The 17,981-nt window shown below is 70.8% G+C and carries 6 protein-coding genes; 1 reads left to right on the top strand and 5 read right to left on the bottom strand.

The window, feature by feature from the left end:
- Positions 1-508: 508 nt before the first annotated feature.
- Positions 509-1,204 (top strand): SpcZ, encoded by a 696-nt coding sequence (locus tag AB0D57_RS44535; RefSeq protein WP_362087954.1) that lies wholly within the window; start codon positions 509-511, stop codon positions 1,202-1,204.
- Between the two features lie 69 nt (positions 1,205-1,273).
- On the opposite strand, the gene AB0D57_RS44530 is transcribed toward AB0D57_RS44535, so the two are convergent.
- Genes AB0D57_RS44530 through AB0D57_RS44510 form a run of 5 tightly spaced genes read right to left on the bottom strand, consistent with a single transcriptional unit; the run spans position 1,274 to position 17,196 of the window.
- Positions 1,274-2,146 carry a TauD/TfdA family dioxygenase gene (locus AB0D57_RS44530; RefSeq protein WP_362087951.1) on the bottom strand — a complete coding sequence of 291 codons (873 nt, stop codon included), beginning with the start codon at positions 2,144-2,146 and terminating at the stop codon, positions 1,274-1,276.
- Positions 2,147-2,167: 21 nt separating this feature from the next.
- The gene (locus AB0D57_RS44525; RefSeq protein WP_362087948.1) at positions 2,168-2,875 is read right to left on the bottom strand and encodes a hypothetical protein; all 708 of its coding nucleotides are present in this window, start codon (positions 2,873-2,875) and stop codon (positions 2,168-2,170) included.
- Entirely contained in the window at positions 2,838-3,878 is a 1,041-nt protein-coding gene (locus tag AB0D57_RS44520; RefSeq protein WP_362087945.1) for a GSCFA domain-containing protein, read from the bottom strand. The genes AB0D57_RS44525 and AB0D57_RS44520 overlap by 38 nt, the downstream gene beginning before the upstream one ends.
- A complete protein-coding gene (locus AB0D57_RS44515; protein WP_362087942.1) occupies positions 3,875-13,204 on the bottom strand; it encodes an amino acid adenylation domain-containing protein in 9,330 nt (3,109 codons plus the stop codon). The genes AB0D57_RS44520 and AB0D57_RS44515 overlap by 4 nt, the downstream gene beginning before the upstream one ends.
- The gene (locus AB0D57_RS44510; protein WP_362087939.1) at positions 13,201-17,196 is read right to left on the bottom strand and encodes an amino acid adenylation domain-containing protein; all 3,996 of its coding nucleotides are present in this window, start codon (positions 17,194-17,196) and stop codon (positions 13,201-13,203) included. Before AB0D57_RS44510 ends, AB0D57_RS44515 begins: the two co-directional genes overlap by 4 nt.
- Positions 17,197-17,981: the final 785 nt, after the last annotated feature.

Here is a 17,981-nt window from a genome sequence, read left to right as displayed (position 1 = left end):
CTCGCGGCTACGCGCGTGAGCACGGACGGCTCGACGCTGTAGACCTTGGCCTGGTGCCGTTGCTGGTCCAGCCGGCGGCCGAGCGCGAAGTCCTGGTAGCGGGCGCGGTAGGAGGGGTCAGGTTCGCTGGGCGGCTGTTGTAGCGGCACAGGGGTGTGGGTCCGTGGATGCCGAGGGTGGCCAGGAGGTGTCGTTGGTGGAGGTGGAACGACCAACCAACAGAACTGATCAACACCAACGAGACCAACCCAGAGCGCGAAACCCGCAGTTCACGGGCCCACCCAGCCCTGGCCCGCAAGCAACGCCAAGCACCTCGCCGGCACACAGCACACCGCCGGACCCAACCAGCCAATTGATCAGCCCAGTTCAACACCCGAGACACCGATCAGAAAGAACGAACCGCGACAGCATGTTGGCCGGCGGAATACTTGATTCCCGGGACGGCAGAATGCGTAGTCTGATGATTCTTTTGGTTCCGGAACCGGGGCCACGAGTTCCGGAGGCTGTGTTGACGACCGAACCGCGTATCCCGCCGGAAGCCCTTCAGCCCGTGTCGGTACCGAGCTGGCTGGACCAAGTCCGCGATGCACTCGCTGATCCGGCGGGTGGCCACGACGGGCTGGGGTACTCCACTGCTGAGGTGCCCTTCGCCGCGGTCCACCACTGGCATGCCGGTGCGGTGGCGGATCTGATCAGTGAGGCGGTGGCCCGACACGGCGTGGATGCGGCCCCGCATGACGCCTTGCGCGCAGTGCACGCACGCGCGGCAGCCGGTGAACCGATCGGCGAGGGCGTCTGGTCGGCGGTGCTGGAACCGGCGTTGCGCGAGGTGTACCGACTGGCCTATCCCCGCGAACAAGTGCACTCCCGGGCTTCGTCGGCCGCGGCCTCCTTCGCGCGCTCGCGCGGTTGGTCCGAGGACGAGGCCGAACGCTACGGCGAGACCTATGCGTGCATGAACACCGAGGTGAGCGAGCGCGTACACGCCGAGGCCAACGCGATCGCGAACGCTGCCGCGTACACCGTGGCCTTTGCTTCCAGGGATGCGGAGGACTACGCCCGCGCCTGGCCCTTCGCCGTGGTGCAAGCCTGGATCGCCGCGTACGCGGGAGCGGCGGCCGGCACGGACGGGCCAGCCGCCCAGGAGGCCCGTGTGCGCCTTCGGGACGGCCTCGCCGACACGGTGAGGCGCGCCACGGCGTGAGCAGGTGACCGGTGAGGCGTCGTGCACGGACCCCACGGTCCGTGCACGACGCCTCCTCTGGTCGCGCCGTCAGCCCTTGACGGGGCCGCCGTTGATGGCGAGGCGCTGGCCGTAGCGGGCGTAGGGGTAGTAGTCGTACGTCGCATGGTGCTGAACGCAGCGGTTGTCCCAGAAGACGAGGGTGCCCGGGGTCCAGCGAACGCGGCAGTGCAGGATCGGCCTGCAAGCGATGGTGTCGAAGAGCATGTTGAGCAGGGCCTGGCTCTCCTGGGCGGCGAGCTGCGGGACGCGGCTGGTGTAGGCCTTGTTGACGTAGAGCAGCTTACGGTCGGTCTCGGGGTGCCGGGCGACGAGCGGATGCTCGCTCTTGGGGGTGACGTAGTCCGCGGGCGGGGTGTAACCCGCCAGGGCCTGGGCGCCGTCGTGGATGGCGGTGAGCGGGTCCAGCAGGGAGCGCATGGTCGGCGAGAGCATGTCGTAGGCGAGGTGCATGTTGGCGAAGAGGGTGTCGCCGCCGCAGCCCGGCTCGGGGATCTCGGTGATGTAGAGCATCGACCCCAGCGACGGTTCGGCGTCGGCGGTGCCGTCGGCGTGCCAGCCGTTGCCTGCCACGTTCGCCGCGGCCGACGTCGTGCGGATCTCCAGGATGTAGGGGTCGCCCTCGGGCGGCGGCGGGTTGACGGGACGCAGCTCGCCGAAGGCGGCGGCGAAACGCTTGTGGTCCTCGACGGTGATCGTCTGATCGCGGAAGACGAGGACGTGGTGATCGCGGAAGGCGGTGCGTATCTCGTCCAGTTGCTCCGCCGAGATCTTCTTCGACAGGTCGACGCCTGAGACCTCCGCGCCCAGAACGGGGGTGATCCGTTCGACCGTGAGCGTGCGGTAGGGGTGCACGGGACGCGTGGTCACCGCTTCCAGTGCTTCGCGTTCGTATGACTCCATGACATCCTCCAGAGGGGGGGTTTACAGGCCTCGGTCGAGCAGTTCGGCGAGGATGATGCGGCCGAAGGCGAGGTTGCCGTGGATCTCGTCGTCTGCCTCGCACAGCTCGGGGCGTTGCAGTCCGTCCGGACCCGTGGTCCGGCGGCGCAGCTCCACGACCTCGACCCCGAGCTCCGTCACGGCCAGCCGGATGCGCTCCTGCGCGGCCATGAACACCGCCGGATCGGACTGGCCGGGGACCCGCTGCGGCGGCATTACCGCGAGGACACGCAGTCCGAGGCCCACGGCGTGTTCGTAGAAGGCGAGGGCGTCACGGACAGTGGCGCGCACGATGGCGCCGAACAGGGGGGCGGCGAGGAAACCCGGCGGGACGGCACCCGAGCGGTCGCGGTAGAGGTCCCAGTTCTCCCGCAGCGCGACGAAGTGCGCGCAGAAACCGAACGTCGCGACCATCGGGATGCCCAGCCCGGCGAGGGCGTCGACGCCGAGTTCCTTGAGGAAGCGGCGGTAGTGCTCCTCGGCCTCGTCGGACCGGAAGACGACGTCGGTCCCGCCGGGGGTGTCGCGGGTGGTGAAGAAGCTGTCGGTGAACTCCCGGCCGGCACCCATGGGGCCGCCCTGGAACGGAATGCCGGCTTTCTGGGCCGCTCGTCCGATCGGTCCCGCGTGGGAGTCGCCGAGCAGCAGGAACCTAGCGGGGGCTGTAGTAGTCAAGGACGGCGTCCTCACAGGCGGCATCTCCTGGACGGGCAGCGGTGTCGCGGGCGGACTGCGGTTGCGTGGGGCGGTGGTGGAGCCCGGCCACGAAGTGCCGCATCACGAAGTCGACTCCCTCGGGGGTCACGGTGCGCTGGTTCGGGCCGAAGAACCTGCCGCCGAAGACCGGGCCGGTGATGAGCTCGTAGGACGGGAAGTAGTCGACGTCCGGGTCCTCCAGGGCGAGCTGCCCGGCGACCGCGCGCAGCACGGACTTGGTGTAGCCGTTGGCGGGCAGCGCGTGGCCGCCGGTGGCTGTCGCGGTCAGCGGCTGCGGTGACACCGTCAGCAGGATGCGCAGGCCGGGGTTGACCAGGCGCGCCATCGCGATCGCCTCGGTCATGTCCCGGTGCGCTTCGGCGAAGGTGAAGTTGTGCAGGGTGTACCGCTCGGCGTCGAAGGTGCCGCGGACGGTGCCGGGGCAGGTGGGGTGCACGGTGCCGTCGGTGGCGTCGCGCCATGCCTCCGTGAGGCCCATGGTGAAGACCAGGCAGCTCGCCGTGGTGACGGCGGTGCGGACGGCGGCCAGAGTGACCTCACGTGCCTGCAGCATCTCGGCGGGGGAGGTGAAGCCGCCGGGTTCGATCGCGGGGCGGTACGGGTCGACGCAGCGGTCGCCGTCGGTCCAGGCCTCCTCGGGCGGCTGTGCGTGGCCGAGGGCCCACGACAGCCACTGGCGTAGGACGGCGGGCGTGTAGATGTTGCCGGTGCGGAAGGAGAAGGCACCGTAGCCGCGTTCTTGGCGCTGCTGCTTGGTCAGGCCGGGCGGGGCGGGTTCGGCGTCTAGCCAGTTCATGCCCGAGTCCAGCAGGGCCCGGCCGATCTGCGCGGCGAAGCAGGAGCCCGCGGTGACGACCGGGTCGTCCTGACCCAGGGCGAACTTGGGTGTCCAGACGTCCTCGATGTCCAGCGGGTCCGGCTCGGCGACTGCGGGCCGCCAGAACGACCGGACGGGCAGGGACTGGTAGGGGTTCACTGGGCGCGCTCCGATTCTTGCTCGCGGCGGGTCCGGGCACCGGCTACCGGGTCCGCCAGCGTTGCCGTGATGGTCTCGGCCACCGTGTACACATGGGGTGGCGCGACGATGCCGTAGTGGTCGATGGGCAGGGACCGCCGTACGGCGGAGGGGGGCAGACAGGCACTCCACTGCTGGTCCGTCTCCTGCGGGTCGCCGGGTGCGGGCATACCCGCCGTGGGCTGTTCGGCCAGCCACAGGAACGTGGGGATGAAGGCGAGCGGCCGCACCCGGTGCTCGCCCAGGCTGCGCAGGTTCGCCCGGCAGCAGCGGGCCAGCCTTTCGGCGTACGCCTGCGCGTGTTCTGCCGACATCGATGAGACGTCGGTGCCGAGTTCGGCGGCGAACACCTTCTCGAGGTGGGTCTCGTCGTAGGCGGCGACCAGCGCGTCCGCCTGCGGCGGCGGCGGGTCCATCAGGTAGAGCGCCTCCAACGGCTGCCCGGTCGACTCGGCCAGGCCTGCCATCTCCATGGCCACCCGGGCACCGTAGGACCAGCCGGCCAGGTGGAGCCGGTGGTCGGAGCCGCCGAAGTGGTCACGAAGTTCTGCGTCGTAGTGACGGGCGCGTTCGGCCAGTGACCACGCGGGCATCGCGGGGTCGCGGAGTGCCGGATCGGCGATGAGGCACACGGTCGGAGCGGGCCCGAGCGCTGCCACCAGGGACCGGTAGGCCTGGATGTCTCCGCCCACGGGGTGCACCAGGCACAGGACAGCCGAGCCGGTTCCCTCCTGCCAGATGTCGAGGACGACCTGGGAGGCGATGTTCCGGGCCGCCCTGGCGGTGGGCTCGGCGGGGGTGAGGGCCGTCTCGATGTGTTTGAGGATCTCGGTGAGGCTGGCCCGGTGGCTGAAGGAGGCCAGGTCGAATTCGACGCCGTAGTCGTCCTCGATCTGGGCGATCAGGCTGAGCAGGGTCAGCGAGTCGGCGCCAAGGTCGTACAGGGAGTCGTCCGGGTCCAGTTCGTCCACGCCGAGCAGGTCCTGGATCACGCGGGCCATGGCGCCGGCTCGCTCCTCGGCACTGTCCGTGTCCGAGGAACCCGCCTCGCCGTCCGCGTCGTGCGCCGGCCCGGACCGCGCGGTGAGCGGTTCCGCCCGGCCGTCGGCGGAGGGGGCGTAGAACGCGCGGGAGACATCGATGTCGGTGGTGGAGACGAGAAGCTGCGGCAGTCGCAGGGCCAGGGCGTGGGCGAAGACCGCCTTGCCTTCCTCGATCGTCAGACCGACCTCCAGGTGGGCCTGGTGGCGGCTGTCCGTGTTCAGGACCCGGGTCGCCATTCCGGTCTCGCGCCAGACGTCCCAGTCGATGCCGATCCGGGCGGTCGTCTCCGTCTCGCCAGCGCGGTGGTGGGCGAAGCCGTCAAGCAGGCTCGCGCCGGCCGCGTAGTCGCTCTGGGCGACGCCGCCGAGCAGGGCGGACATCGAGGAGCAGTAGACCGCGATCTCCGGGTGGAAGGTCTCGATCAGGTGCTCCACGACGAGGGCGCCGTTCTCCCGGGCCGCGGCGGCGTCGCGCATCGCGGTGGCGTCGCGGCGTACGAGCAGCCCGCCGAATCCGAGCCCGGCCGCGTGGATCACGCCGTCCAGCCGTGGAGTGTGCTCGGCGACGGCCGCCACGACCTCGTGCACGGGCAGGTCCGCCAGGTCCGCTGCGACGAGGCCGACGCGGTCGGCCCAGTGGGTCAGTTCCGCGGGCAGCTGCGGATTCCTCGACAGCAGCAGGACACGGCCGCCAGTGTGCTCCAGCAGCCAGGCGGCGATGGCGCTGCCTATGCCACCCGTGCCGCCCAGTACCAGATGGACCGTGTCCTCACCGGACGGTGCGAGGGGCTGCGTGCCGGACGGCGCCGGCACGGGCGTGGTGCCCGGTCGCCACCAGTAGCCCTGGCGCAGCGCGAGCTGCCGGGGCAGAGCCGGGCTGCCGGGATGCCCGGCTCGGCGTGCTTCGGCGACGGCCGAGGCCACGTGTTCGGCCCAGCGGGTGAGGTCGCCGTCGGGGAGGTCCAGCCAGTGGCCGTCCAGGGCACTCTCCTGGGGGGCGACCTCGACCGGCCCGGCAAGGAGCGCCAGTTCGGGCCTGTCCACTGTCCCGGCCACGGGCCGGGCGCCGTACGACAGCCACCACACGCGCGGGGAACCGGTCCGGCCGGCCAGCGCCTGGGCCAGGGCCGCAGTGGTGTCCAGGCAAGCGTGGCGGGCGTGTTCCAGCGCGCCGGGACCGATGGGGCCCGTCACACCCAGGGGCAGCGCGTGCACCCACTCCGCGTCGGCCAGGGCATCGCCGGTCCCGTCCTCGAACAGCGCGTCGAGCAGCAGGCGCAAGGACGCCGGGTCGGCCGGGTCGGCCTCGAAGACGTCGGGTCCCCTGCGGGCGAAGGTGCTGGACGGGTGCACCCGCACCACCCGCGACGCCACGGCCTCGAAGGGCGCGATCGCCGTCTGTGGCACGGCCTGCGCGACGACGAGCACGACGGACGCACGGCCTGCCGGTGCTGTGGTGCTCGTGGTGGCGGCGCGGCGCAGCCGGACCCAGTGCGGCTGGTGCAGCCAGTCGGCCTGCGGAAGCCGCTGGGGTTCCGCGGCCGCGGCCTTGGGCGTGCGGTCGAAGTCGTACTCCGCGAGCGCGAAGGACGGGGGCGGGAAGTCCCAGGGCGCCGGGGCCGGGCCCGTCTGCCAGTCGACGAGCCTTCCGGCAGTCCAGTCCTCGGCGATGTCGTGAGCCGTGCGGCCGACAGTCAAAACCGTCGCGGCGTCCGGGTCCGCGATGCCGTGCGGGACCTGTCCCGCGGCCACCGCGCGCAGCCAGCGCACGGCGGCCGCAGCGTCCGCGGCGGGTGCCGCGGTCCGCAGGCGGCGGGCCGCACGTCCGGCCTGCAGGTGGCGTAGCACGGACTCGTACAGCTCGGGCCGCAGTTGGAGGTAGTCGGCGATCCGGGCGGCGTCGGCGGCGAGGGCGTCCGCGCTGGAGGCGGACAGCACCAGGCACTTCGGTACCTCGCCGATTGCGGCGGTGCCGGTCTCGGTGTCCTGTTCCAGGATGACGTGGGCGTTGGTGCCGCCGATCCCGAAGCTGCTGACAGCGGCCACCCGTTCGCGTCCCTCTGGCCAGGGCGTGGTCCGGGTCGGGACGTGGAAGGGGGTGGGGTCGGGGCCGATCTCCGGGTTGAAGCCACGGAAGTTGATGTTGGGCGGGACGCTCCCGTGGTGCACGGCGAGGGCGGCGCGCACGAGGCCCACCACACCGGCAGCCGCGCCCATGTGGCCGAGCTGGCTCTTGACGGAGCTGAGCGCGCAGCGACCGGACTCGCTCACGTCGAACGCCTGGCGTAGCGCGCCCACTTCAATGGGGTCGCCCAGCCGGGTACCGGTTCCATGCGCCTCGACGTAGCCGAGGTCGGCGCCGGTGCGTTTGGCGCGGGCCAGGGCGGTGCGGATCACCTCGCGCTGCCCGGCCAGGGACGGCGCGGTGTAACTCATCTTGGCCGCGCCGTCGTTGTTGATCGCCGAACCTGTGATCACTGCGTAGACGGTGTCGCCGTCGCGCCGTGCCTGCCGCAGCGGTTTGAGGACCACGGCGCCGACACCGCTCGCGCCGACGGTCCCGGTCGCGTCGTCGCTGAAGGGCCGGCAGCTGCCGTCCGCGGAGAAGATGTGCTGCGGGCGGTAGCGGTAGCCGCCGGTCAGGCCGGGGTCGATGAGCACGCCTCCGGCGAGCATCACCTCGGCCTCGCCCTGCCGGAGCATGCCGGCCGCGAGGTGCACGGCGACCAGGGAACTGGAGCACGCCGTCTGGGCGCTGAAGGCGGGACCGGTCAGCCCGAGGTGGTAGGCCACCTTGGTGGCCAGGAAGTCCTTCTCGTGGTGCAGGGCGAGCTGGAAGCCGTCGGGTAGCCGGCCGGGATCCGCCTCGCGCAGCATGGACTGGAAGTAGGTGTTCTCCCCGGCACCGGCCACCAGGCCCACGCGCGTGGTCGACGTGTCCGCGACGCCGGCGTGTGCCAGGGCCTGCACGCAGGCCATCAGCAGGTGACGCTGTTGGGGGTCCATCAGGCGCGCTTCTTGAGGGCTGATGCCGAAGTGGCCCGGGTCGAAGTCGAGCATCCCGTCGAGCGTGCTGTGCGCGCCGATGACGCCCTCCGGGGCGTCGACACGGCGGATGCCGGTACCGCCCGAGACCACCAGGTCCCAGAAGGTCGCCAGGTCCGGGGCGCCGGGTACCCGTACCGCCATGCCGACGACCGCGATCGGTTCGTCGGGATCCGGGGTTCCGCCCTCGCGCGTGGCCGGTGCGGCAGGTGTCCGGGTGCCGGGGAGGTCGTCCGCGGCGAGGTGGCGGGCCAGGGAGCGGACAGTGACGTGCTCGAACAGGTCCGCGACGCTGAAGCGCATGCCGAGTTCCGTGGTGCAGCGCAGATGGAAGCGCATGAGAGTGAGGCTGGAGGCACCCGCCTCGAAGAAGGTCTGGTCTGGTTCGATCGTCGCCCCGGTGACTGCCTCGAAGGCGGCGGTGAGCCGCTCCTCCTCGGTCGACAGTTCGGTGCGGGCGACCGCCGAGCGACGTATCTCCTCGCCCGGTGCCCCAAGCGCCGCCTTCCGGTCCAGCTTGCCGCTGGGGGTGCGGGGCAGCGTCCCCAGTCTCCGGAAGCGGTCCACGCGGACGTAGGAGGGCAGCAGCGCGGAGAGATGGGAGGTCAGGTCGTCGGCGGACGGGGACTCGCCACGGAACTCCAGGCAGGCCGTCAGCCGGTCGCCGTCACGCGCGACGATGGCGTTGACCACCGCCGGATGGCGCAGCAGGGCTGCCTCGACGGAGCCGAGTTCCAGCCGGTGCCCGCTCAGTTTGATCTGTTGGTCGTCGCGGCCCGCGTAGTGCAGCAGGCCCTCGCGGTCGAACCACGCCCGGTCTCCACTGCGGTAGAACAGGCCCTCGCCGGGCATCTCGACGAAGCGGGTGTCGTCGACGGGTTTGTCGAGGTAGCAGCGGGTGGTCATGGTGCCGCCTATCAGCAGCTCGCCGGTGCACCCGGGCGGAACCGGGTCGCCCTGGGCGTCCACCACGCGTAGGTCGGCGCCTGCCACGGGGCGGCCGATGGCGGGCCGCTCGGGCCACTGATGCGGGTCGCCCTCCAGGCACAGGGCACTGACCACATGCGTCTCGGTCGGCCCGTAGTGGTTGAACAGGCGGGCGTCGGGCAGTTCGGCGAACCAGCAGCGGATGGTGTCCGTGCACACCAGTTGCTCGCCCGCGGTGACCACCTCGCGCAGCCGGGAGGGGAACCTGCCCAGGCGTACCCCGTACTCGGCGAGCAGTTGCAAGGCCACGTAGGGCATGAAGATCCGCTCGGTCCCCGCAGCCTCAAGCCGTTCCAGGAGCGCGGGGGCGTCCTGGCGCCACTCGGGGCGTATGAGCTGGAGGCTGCCGCCGGTGCACAGCGTTCCGAAGATCTCCTGGAAGGACACGTCGAACGCCAGCATCGAGAACTGCTGGGTGGCCGCCGAGGCGGTCAGGCCGCCGGGACCGGACTGCCACTGGATCAGGTCGCACAGGGTGCTGTCGGAGATCTGGACGCCCTTGGGGACGCCGGTGGAGCCGGAAGTGAACAGCGTGTACAGCGGTCGGGTGCCGTCGTGTGTGCGTCCGTCGTACGGTGCGCTCGCGACGTCGCCCTGCTGTGGCGCCGGGTCCGTCAGGGCGACGAGGTGACGCACCACGCCGTCCGGGAGCAGCGTGTCCAGCGCTGGCGCGCCATCGGGCGTGACGAGGACGCACAGCGGGTCGACCCGCTCCAGGACGCGGCGCAGCACCTCGACCGGGTAGGAGGGGTCGAGGGGGACGGCGGTGACGTTCAGGCGCGCCAGCGCCAGCAGGGCCACCACATGCTCGGCGGACGGGTCCAGGTACAGCACCACCCGGCAGGGGCTGCCGTCGGCCGGGATCGGGTAGCGGTCGGCCAGGTCCGCGGCGAGGGCCGCGGCGAGGGCGTCGAGCGCCGCGTAGCTCAGGGTGCTCCCGTCGGCCGTGACCACGGCGGGGGCGTCCGGGGTGCGGGCGACCTGCCGTGCGAAACCCTCGGCGATCGTGGTGAAGCCCGGTTCCGGGACAGGCCCGCGCCCGTGCTCCGGCAGGGACCGCCGGTACGGCGCGACCAGCTCCCGCGCGGTGGACCGGCCACCGGACGCGAGCGCGTCCACGCCCCGCCGGAACAGTTCGGCCATCGCCTGGACGGCCTCGCCGGTGAATCGGTCCTCGGCGTACTCCCACAGCAGGTCGAGTCCGTCGGGATGCTCGACCACGGAGACCGTCATCGGGCACTTGGCCTCCGACGCGGCCCACCACAGGGGGCGCTGGACGCAGCCGGGCAGCCGCAGCCCCCCGAAGTCGGTGTTCTCCAGGACGAACAGGAGATCGAACGGGGTGCCGTCGCCGACGGCCTCCCAGCCGGTCAGCACGTCCGCTAGCGCCACGTCCTGGCGTCGCAGCACCTGCCCCGTGCCGGTCCCTGTGCGGGCGAGGTGCGAGCGAAGGTCCTCACCGGGCGCGACGGTCACGGGCAGCAGCACGGTGTTCGCCATCATGCCCACGCTGTCCTCGAACTCGCGTACCGGGCGGTTGGCGACCGGGGTGGCGATGCGCGGGCGGACCAGGCCGGTCACGCCGTACAGGCTCCAGGAGAACACGCTCAGCAGCACCTGGAAGCGGGTCAGCCCGAGCTCGGCGCAGAGCTGGTCCACCTTGGCCCGGCGTACGACGTCGAGTGACGTGTGCAGCAGCCGCGCCCGCGGTGCCGGATCCGCATGCTGGGCGGGCAGCGGCTCCTGGGGCTCCTCCAGGCCCTCGTAGTACGCCAGGAGTTCGTCGCGCTGTGCCTGGTAGGCCGCAGTCGCGAACCAGTCGCTCTGCCAGGCGGCGAAGTCCAGTGGGTTCGGAGCCGGTGCCGTGTTCCGGCCGGTTTCGGCGTCGGCGTCGGTGGTCTCGGCGTAGTCGGCGGACAGGTCCTGCAACAGGATGCTCAGTGACCAGCCGTCGACGGCGATGTGGTGCAGGTGCAGCAGAAGCGTTCCGCCGCCGTCACGGGGCAGCCAGCAGGCCCGGAGCATACGGGGGACGGCGAGGTCGAAGGGCTCGGCGAAGAAGGCGTCGGCGAAGGCGTGCGCTTCTTCCTCGTCCCATGCCTGCTGTGTGCCCGGCTCGTGCCAGGGGTCGTACGGTTCGCCGACTGTCTGCCGGAGTCCCTGAGGCCCGAGGGCGAAGCCTGCCCGCAGTGCCGCATGGCGTGCCACCAGGGTCCGCAGCGCCCGCCGGAGGGCAGCGGTGTCGACGGGCCCGTCCACGCGGAAGGCCTGGTTGACGGAGTACGCCCGGGAGGCCGGTGCGCGGCGCTGCAACAGCCACAGCCGCTGCTGCTCGCTCGTGGCGGGCGCCGAGTGGGCACCGGCGACCGTCGGTGCCGGGTAGGAGCTTTCCTCGCCGGGGCCAGCCGTGGTGACGGCCTGGGCGATTGCGGCCAGGTCGCTGTGGAGGACGGTCGCCTGCGTCAGGTCGCAGCCCCACCGCTGGCGGATGGCGAAGCAGAACCGCAGGGCCTTCAATGAGTCGCCGCCGCTGGCCATCCACCGGTCACCGAGCCCGAGGCCGGTGGTACCCAGGATCTCCTCGGCCAACTTCAGAACCTTACGCTCCGTTTCCGTCGCGGCCGGTCCGTCGGAGGCGGCCGACCGCCAGGGCCAGTCGGCCTGCTGCAGCAGCGCGGCCTGGTCGACCTTGCCATTGGCGTTGAGCGGCAGCTCCTCCACGAGATGGACCTGGTGCGGGCGCATATAGACGGGCAGGTGGGCTGCGAGGTGGCTGTCGAACTCCTCGTAGGACAGCTCCTGTTGCAGGACGACGAACGCCAGCAGTTCGTTCGGCCCCTCCTGGCCCGCGCGGCGTGTGCACACGTAGGCCCGCCGGACCGCCGGGTGGGCGAGAACGTGCCGTTCCACCTCGCCGGGCTCGATCCGGAAGCCGCGGACCTTGACCTGGCGGTCGGTTCGTCCGACGTACTCCACCCGGCCCTCGTCGTCGGCTCGTACGAGGTCACCGGTGCGGTAGTACCTCTCCTCGCCGCCATCGAGCCATGCGAGCCGCACGAAGCGCCGCTCGGTCTCCTCGGGGAGGTTGCGGTACCCGACCGCAAGTCCGGCACCGCTCAGCAGGAGTTCGGCGACCTCACCGGGCGCTGCGACCCTCTCCTGGCCCGGCACGACCAGGACGGCATCGGTCTGCGGCAGGGGCCGGCCGATCGGCACCACGTCACCGTCGAAGTCCCGCGGGATCGGATGGCACAGGGCGAAGGTGGTGGACTCCGTCGGCCCGTAGATGTTGAACAGACGGGTGCCGCTTTCGGCGTTGTCCTGGTACCAGCGGCGCATCACCTGGGGGTTGAGCTGCTCACCGCCCACCAGAACCTCGTCGGCCGCGGCGAAGCAGTCCGGCACGGCCGTGACCATCGCGTTGAACAGTGCGGTCGTGATGAAGACGGTGTCCACCCGCTCGCGCCGCAGTGCCGCGGCGAGCCGCTCGGGGGTCTGCACGTCCCTGTCGCGCAGGACCACGCAGCAGCCACCGGTCAGCAGGGGTGCCCAGACCTCGAAGCTCAGCGCGTCGAACGCCGGATTCGCCAGACAGGAATAGCGCAGGCCGGGCTCGACACGGATGTAGCCGGGTCGTGCCAGCCGCATGACTCCGGCGTCGCGGACCTCGACGCCCTTGGGCCGTCCGGTCGTTCCGGAGGTATAGAACAGGAAGGACACCTCGTCGGCGGCGGGCGGCGCCTGCACGGTGGCCGCGGCCTCCGGGAGTTCGGGCAGCAGAGTGTCCACGGCAAGCGTCTTCATGCCCTGCGGAAGCTCGGTGACGCTCTCGGGGGCGGCGTACACCAGGGCGGCCGCTCCGGAATCCTTCAGGATGAAGAGGCGGCGTTCGGCGGGGCTCTGTGTGTCCAGCGGCACCACTTGGGCACCCAGCCGCAGAATGCCCAGCATCACGCAGACCAGTCGCCACGAGCGCGGCAGCGCCACCGCCACGGCCTGCCCGGGTGTCAAGCCCTGGCGGCCCAGTGCCTCGGCCACGGCGGCGGCCGCGGCGTTCAACGTTGCGTAGTCCAGCCGTACGTCGCCGTCGGCGACCGCATCCGCCTGCGGTGAGCGCAGGGCCTGGCGGTGTATCTCGAGGGCGAGCCCGACCGGTGCGCTCAGGTCCTCGGCCACGTCGGCGGGGGAAGTTTCGACGCGCGGTTTCATCATGCCTCCGACATGCCAGAAAGTGTCGTGCGCTCCGTCTCGGTTTCGCCCGGGCCGGCTGCCAGCCGGTCCAGTTCGGCGGCGAGGACGGCGGCAACGCGTGGTAGTTCGTCGCTCTCCAACATGTCCCAGTGACCGCAGGCCACCGGCTCGACCACGAATTGACCGCTGACGCGGCGCCGCCAGAACGCGCGCAGGCGGGCGGCCGCACCGTCGCCGTCCTCGTCCTCCACGGCCGTCGCCTGCATCAGCACGACACGGGCCGGCGACTCGGGTACGGCGTAGTCGCGCGTCGTCTCGCGGTGGTGGTTGTAGACGGTCAGGTACCGGGCTACCTGGTCGTCGTCGATGCCCGGGTACATGCCGTTGAAGCGCACCAACTTCTCCCGGAACTCTTCCATGCCGACCGGCGCGATCGCGGCGCGCTGCTCCGCGTCATCCGCGCCATGGGTGTCGAGCAGGACCACGCTCACCCTCTCGTGTCCGGCCGCCACCAGGTGGCGGCCCATTTCGTACGCGATCAGGCCGCCGTAGGAAAGCCCGCACAGCACCAGTGCCTCGTCCGGGCGGGGACCGACGAGCCGCAGGTACTCCTGGGCCATCGCCTCGACACCGGGCAGGGTGGACTCGCCGGGGTTGATGCCGGGCGCCTGAAGTCCCACCACGCCGACGTCGTCGGGCAGCGCCGTGGACAGCGGCAGGTAGCAGAACGCGGTGCCGCCGGCGGGATGCACGCACACCACGCGCTGCCGGCCGCTGCCGACGCGGAACTCCACCAGGCTGCTGAGCTCCGCAGACTGCGAGGCCTCGGCGCTGTTGCTGCGCACCCGCTCGGCGAGCGACTCGATGGTGGGGTGCAGCATGACGTCCCGGACCGGCAGCATCACGCCGAGTTCCTCCTGGACGGCGGACGCCATCTTGATCGCCGAGATCGACGTGCCGCCGAGCTCGAAGAAGTTGTCGCCGATTCCGACGTCCGGCTGCAGCAGCACCCGCCGCCAGATCCCGTACAGCGCCATCTCGACGTGGTCGCGGGGCGCGGCCGTGTTGACCCGCTCGGAGCGGGCCCCGGCCGCGGCGCGCAGCACGGCTGTCCGGTCCACCTTGCCATTGCGGTTCAACGGCAGCCGCGGGAACTCGGCCACCACGACGGGGATCATGTAGTCCGGCAGACGGTCCTTGAGGGCCGCGCGCCACTCGTACGCCGTCCGCGTGACGTCGGCGTCACATCCCACGCCGGCGACCAGGTGGGGGCCGCCCGGTGTGTCGCGGTCGGCCAGCACCACGACCTCCCGCACGCCGGGCACCGCCAGCAGCGCTGCCTCGACCTCGCCGGGTTCGATGCGGAAGCCGCGCAGCTTGAGCTGGTCGTCGCGGCGGCCGACGTACTCGGCGTTGCCGTCCGGCAGCCAGCGCGCCAGGTCGCCGGTGCGGTAGACGCGTTCGCCAGGCACGAACGGGTCGGGTACGAAACGCCCGTCGGTGAGGTCGGACCGGTTCAGATATCCGCGGGCCAGGCTCGCTCCGCCGATGTAGACCTCACCGGGAACACCCACCGGTACCGGGCGCATGCGGTCGTCGAGCAGGTACAGGCGTGTGCCGCGCAGCGGCCGCCCGATGGGACACGACCGCTCGTAGGGCTGCGGGTCGGTGTAGGCGGTGGAGTAGAGCGTCGCCTCGGTCGGGCCGTAGCCGAAGCAGATGCGCAGGCCGGGCAGCAGCTCGCGCATGCGGTGCAGGGCGCTTTCGGGCAGGGACTCCACTCCGGTGAGGAGCTGACGCAAGGCCAGCCCGGCCAGTCGCGTGGCCGGGTCCTCGTCGATCCACAGGACGTAGGACGGAGGCAGGAACGCCTGGGTGACCTTGCGTTCGCGCAGCCAGCCCATCAGCGCTCCGGGGTCGCCCCGGAGCTCGTCGGGAACCATATGGAGCACCGCTCCGGTGGTCAACGGTACGAGGATCTCGTGCACCGACGCGTCGAAGCCGATGTTCGACCAGGCCGAAGACGCCTCACCGGGGGCGTCTCCCATGAGTTCACGCCAGTGGTCGAAGAGATTGACGACGCTGCCGTGCGTCACCGCCACGCCCTTGGGGCGGCCGGTCGATCCCGAGGTGTAGATGACGTAGGCGAGCCGGGTGGGGTCCGCGTCGACGCCCGGCGCTTCGTCGTGCGTTCCCTCGGCCTCCACCTTCGCCAGGTTCTCCCACAGCTGCCGGTCGTCGCCCGCGGTGTCCGCCTGGTCGGTCAGCACGAGTACCGGTGCGGCGTCGCTCACCATGGCAGTGAGCCGTTCCGAGGGCTGTCCGGGGTCGAGGGGCAGGTAGGCGGCCCCGGCCTTGAGGATGCCGAGCACGCCGACGACGAGTTCGGCCGTGCGTCCAGCGTGTAGGCCCACCACGCGGTCGGGCCCGACACCGCGGGCGATCAGCGCGCCGGCGAGCCGGTTGGCCCGGCGGTCCAGCGTCGCGTAGTCCAAGTCTGCGTCCCCGGCCACCACCGCGGGCTGCTGCGGCCGTTCGCGCACCTGCGCCGCGAACCGCTCCAGCAGGCCCGCCGATGCCGGTACGCCCGGCACGGCCGTGGCGGGCCCTGCGCTGAAGGTGGCGAGGAGTTCCCGCTGCTCGTCCTCGTCCAGCAACGTCAGGTCGGCGATCTCGGCTTCGGGCCGTTCGGTCATCAGGCGCAGCACGCGGAGGAACTGGCGTACGTACCGCTCGACGGTCGCCCGGTCGAAGAGCGCCACCGCGTAGTCGATCTCCCCGGTGATGTGTCGGCCCTCGTCGGCCAGGGCCAGGACCATGTCGAACTTCGCGGGGACGTGGGCGGCGTCCTCCCGTAACTCGACCTTCATGTCCGGGAGTTCGAGCTCCTTCCGCATGGAGGGGACCCAGGCGAACATCGTCTGGAACAGTGCCGTGTAGGCAGGGCTCCGCGGTGGGTTGACCAGTTCCACGACCCGCTCGAAGGGCAGGTCGACGTGCTTGAGGGCGTCGCGGATCCGCTGGTTCACCTGCTTCAGGGCGTCGCTGACGCTGGAGCCGGACAGGTCCGCGCGCAGGGCGAGGGTGTTGACGAAGAAGCCGATCAGGCCCTCGACGTCCCCGCGACGGCGGTTCGACGTAGGGGCGCCGACCACGATGTCGTCCTGCCCGGAGAGCAAGGACAACAGCACCGACCAGCCGGTCAGAACGGTCGCGTACAGGGAGACATCGTTGTCTGCGGCGAGGTCGCGCAGGGCCTGCGTCAGGTCCTCGTCCACGGTCACGGGCACCCGGTCGCCGTGGAAGACCTGCTCGGGCGGGCGAGGCCGGTCGGTGGGCAGCGAGAGCACAGCCGGAGCGCCGGCCAACGTGGCGGCCCAGTAGTCGGCGTGCGCGGCGGGCTCTTCCCCCGACATCCAGTCCCACTGCCAGCGGCTGTAGTCGCTGTACTGCCATGTCAGTTCCGGCAGCGACGCGTCCTGCCCCTGCTGGAGCGCGGTGTACACCAGGCCCAGCTCTCGCAGTAGCAGGGAGCGGGACCAGCCGTCGAAAATGATGTGATGGGCCGTCAGAAGCAGCACATGGTAGTCCGGTTCGAGCGCCACCAGGCAGCCGCGCACCATGGGCTCCTCACCCAGGCGGAACGGGGCGCCTTCCACCTCCTGCCGTGTCCGCGCGAACCGCTCGGCCGCGTCCGGCAGTGCCGTCAGATCCTCGAAGGTCACCGGGAACCCGATCTCCGGCGGATCGACGACCTGGAGCGCCGAGCCGCCGGAGGGCACCAGCCGGGTGCGCAGGGCCTCGTGCCGAGCCGCGAGCAGGTGCAGCGCCTGGATGAGCAGGTCCCGGTCCAGCAGCCCTCGGATGTCGAAGGGCATCGGCTCGTTGTAGGCGGCGCTGGCGTCTCCGTCCATGCGCGCCATGACCCACAGCCGCTCCTGCGCCAGTGACAGGGGTGCGGGAGATGATCCTTTGCCGGAGTGATGGGTGACTGTGATTCGGGAGGTAGGCACGGATTACCCTTCACGAGAAAAGAACGCGGCGGAAATCGGATCCTGCGTTTCCGAAGGATCAATGGTTCACGCAATCGTGCGCGAGTATGCCCGGCACAGCCATTTTCGAGCGATTCAGACCGACGTCCGGTATGTGTGCATTGAAAACAATGCGCACAGCAGAGGATCTCCGGCGGGACTGCAACGGGGCGATCGGCGATCTGGCGTGGGCAATTCCCTGGCGGAGCTGATTTGCGAACAGCGCGGCGGGCAACCGCGGGTCTCGGACCGATATCCTCACGGGTTCAGCGGCGCCTCGCGCAAGCTTCCGGGGGTCACCATTTCTTACCAGAACTCCATAAAATTGCGTCAGATGCATGTGGAGGAGCAATCGTTGAAATGTCTATTTTTCTCCGACTGCCCCTGCAGTGGATCATTTCCGCGATATTAGATGCGTACTGATTGAGCGGTCAATAGTGACCCACGCCACACTCTTTCGGCGGCGGGTTGTCGCGTGCGGGCAGCGGGCGAAATTAGGGCTTGCCTAAAAATAGTCGGTGACAAAACACCATTGGCGGACATTCGGGAATTCTCAATGCCCGAACAGGCGCTAACCCTCGGTATCGCAAGCGTTCTGCGTAGGAGTGAGGCTTTTGGCGGGGTGTCAGGTCGCTGCTTTCCAGCCGAAGGCGAGACCGCCGGGCGGCGGAACGCAGGACGGGCCCGACACGCGTCCTGTCGGGCATCGCCGGACTGCGTCTCCTCGCGGACGCCACCGCACGCCAAGGCGGTTCGTGTCCGCGGCA

This window comes from Streptomyces sp. NPDC048275 (assembly GCF_040652275.1).
Lineage (GTDB): Bacteria > Actinomycetota > Actinomycetes > Streptomycetales > Streptomycetaceae > Streptomyces.
This window is presented reverse-complemented; position numbering and strand designations above follow the sequence as displayed.

Bases quoted from the DNA above. Each gene is read 5' to 3' on its own strand.
- AB0D57_RS44515 (WP_362087942.1), bottom strand. From the start codon at position 13,204: ATGATGAAACCGCGCGTCGAAACTTCCCCCGCCGACGTGGCCGAGGAC.
- AB0D57_RS44530 (WP_362087951.1), bottom strand. From the start codon at position 2,146: ATGGAGTCATACGAACGCGAAGCACTGGAAGCGGTGACCACGCGTCCC.